3 protein-coding genes are annotated in these 2,553 nt (G+C 60.4%); all 3 read left to right on the top strand.

Going from position 1 to position 2,553, the window contains the following annotated elements; translation table 11 throughout:
* Nucleotides 1–78 precede the first annotated feature (78 nt).
* The 3 genes from tnpA to tnpC are packed head-to-tail and all read left to right on the top strand — an operon-like array spanning nt 79 to nt 2,528.
* Nucleotides 79–483, top strand: coding sequence for an IS66-like element accessory protein TnpA (tnpA, locus tag ACIQT8_RS25225; RefSeq protein ID WP_400971288.1), 405 nt, complete (start codon nt 79–81; stop codon nt 481–483).
* The gene (tnpB, locus tag ACIQT8_RS25220) at nt 480–827 is read left to right on the top strand and encodes an IS66 family insertion sequence element accessory protein TnpB (protein ID WP_400971285.1); all 348 of its coding nucleotides are present in this window, start codon (nt 480–482) and stop codon (nt 825–827) included. The genes tnpA and tnpB overlap by 4 nt, the downstream gene beginning before the upstream one ends.
* Nucleotides 828–872: 45 nt before the next feature.
* Entirely contained in the window at nt 873–2,528 is a 1,656-nt protein-coding gene (tnpC, locus tag ACIQT8_RS25215) for an IS66 family transposase (protein WP_400971283.1), read from the top strand.
* Nucleotides 2,529–2,553: the final 25 nt, after the last annotated feature.

Genomic DNA, 2,553 nt, shown 5'->3' with positions numbered 1-2,553 from the left:
GTAAGCCCACGGTGAAGGCCGTCTTGTGGCGATGGGGTATGGACTGCCAGTCCTAGTGCAAACACTGGGGGTAGTCCTATGACTAAGCAGATTGAAGTCATCACTTCGGTTCAACGCCGTCGGCGTTGGTCTCGTGAGGAGAAGGAGCACCTCGTTGCTGCTTGCCTTGAACCGGGAGCGATTATCTCCGAGATTGCGCGTGATGCTGGGGTTCATGGGAGCCAGCTCTTCCGTTGGCGTAAGGAACTGTGCCGGATAGAGGCGCCTTCAATGCAGGTATCGAGCAGGTTGGTGCCGGTAGTCGTGTCGGAGGCTGCGTCGGCATTGCCTGGCTTTCAATCGGTACCACCGGCTACACATCCTCGTCAGAAGCGCAGCGATGTAACGATCGAGCTTGGACGGGGCCGTAGCGTCCACGTAGATAGCGACATCGATACCGAAGCGCTCGGCCGTATTCTCCACTGCGTAATGGGGCTCAGATGATACCGCTTCCTCCTGGCGTGAAGGTTTGGCTGGCCGCGGGCTATACGGATATGCGCAAAGGCTTCCCCGGTCTGTCGCTGATGGTGCAGGAAGCGTTGAAGCGTGACCCAATGTGCGGGCACCTGTTTGTATTCCGCGGAAGAGGTGGTGGCCTGATCAAGGTGATCTGGCATGACGGCCAGGGAGCCTGTCTGTTTACGAAGAAGCTGGAGCGTGGTCGTTTCATCTGGCCATCAGCGGCCGATGGCACAGTGGTGATCACGTCTGCGCAGCTCGGTTATCTGTTGGAAGGTATCGACTGGCGGATGCCGCAAAAGACCTGGCGGCCGACGTCGGCCGGATGAGCAAAAACACTGGAATGATAGGGTCGAATATGATTCCATCCTGTCATGAGCAATGCGACCGAAGAGCTTCCGGACGACCTTGCCAGTGCGCTTGCACTGTTGGCCCAGGAGCGCGCTCGACGTGTCGCAGCCGAAGCAGAGGCGGCGACCGCAAAGGCTGAAGCCGCCAGTGCAAAGGCACTCGTATCGCATTCCGAGGCGCTGATCGCACGGCTGAAGCTGGAGATCGACAAGGTTCGTCGGGAACTCTACGGCAGCCGGTCCGAGCGCAAGGCGCGGCTCCTGGAGCAGATGGAACTGCAACTTGAGGAGTTGGAAGCGGACGCCGGTGAGGATGAACTGGCGGCGGAGATCGCAGCCAAAGCCGCAACGGTCAAAGCCTTCGAGCGCAAGCGCCCATCACGTAAGCCCTTTCCCGAACACCTGCCTCGCGAGCGCGTCGTGCTCGCCGCTCCCGCCAATTGCGCCTGCTGCGGATCGGCCAAACTGTCGAAGCTCGGTGAGGATATCACCGAGACCCTGGAAGTGATCCCGCGTCAGTGGAAGGTCATCCAGACGGTGCGGGAGAAGTTTACCTGCCGCGAGTGTGAGAAGATCACGCAGCCACCCGCACCATTCCACGTAACGCCCCGCGGTTTTGCCGGACCGAACCTGTTGGCGATGATCCTGTTTGAGAAGTTCGCCCAGCACCAGCCGCTCAATCGCCAGAGCGAGCGCTATGGCCGCGAAGGCATCGACCTCAGCCTATCGACGCTGGCTGATCAGGTTGGAGCATGTGCTGCGGCATTGAAGCCCCTTCACTCCCTCATTGAGGCGCATGTCCTTGGCTCCGAACGTCTGCACGGCGACGACACAACCGTGCCAATCCTGGCCAAAGGAAAAACCGATACGGGCCGCATCTGGACCTATGTCCGGGACGACCGACCGTTCGGAGGGCTCTCACCGCCGGCCGCCCTTTACTATGCCTCGCGCGATCGTCGGCAGGAGCATCCGGAGCGCCACCTGAGGACCTTCACCGGCATTCTGCAGGCGGACGCCTATGGCGGCTACAATCCACTGTTCAAGGTTGATCGCGATCCAAATCCGCTAAGGCAGGCGTTTTGTTGGGCACACTCTCGGCGCAAGTTCTTCGTGCTCGCCGACATTGCTGCAAACGCCAAGCGTGGAAAGAACGCCGCGCCGATCTCGCCTATCGCACTCGAAGCCGTCAAACGGATCGATGCGCTGTTTGATATCGAGCGGGAGATCAACGCGCTTACGGCCGATCAACGCTTGGATCGTCGCCGCACGGAAAGCCGGCCGCTCGTCGATGATCTGCAGGCCTGGCTTCAAACCGAGCGGGCAAAACTCTCACGCAGTTCCCCGGTCGCCGAGGCGATTGATTACATGCTCAAGCGATGGGACGGCTTCACGTCATTCCTTGACGACGGCCGGATTTGCCTCACCAACAACGCCGCCGAGCGAGCGCTCAGAGGCTTCGCGCTCGGCAGAAAGTCGTGGCTCTTCGCCGGATCAGACCGCGGTGCAGATCGTGCAGCCTTCATGGCCACGCTAATCATGACGGCAAAGCTCAACGACATCGATCCACAGGCGTGGCTTGCCGATGTTCTTGCCCGCATCGCGGACACGCCGATGACAAGGCTGGAGCAAATGCTTCCTTGGAATTGGACGTCGCCGACCGTCGACGCTCAAGCAGCCTGACCTGCGGCCCTCACCGTATGCTTAC

Origin of the sequence: Agrobacterium sp. NPDC090273, from assembly GCF_044772305.1 — a bacterium.
Lineage (GTDB): Bacteria > Pseudomonadota > Alphaproteobacteria > Rhizobiales > Rhizobiaceae > Agrobacterium.
The sequence above is the reverse complement of the archived record's forward strand: the minus strand, read 5'-3'. Positions and strand labels throughout refer to the sequence as shown.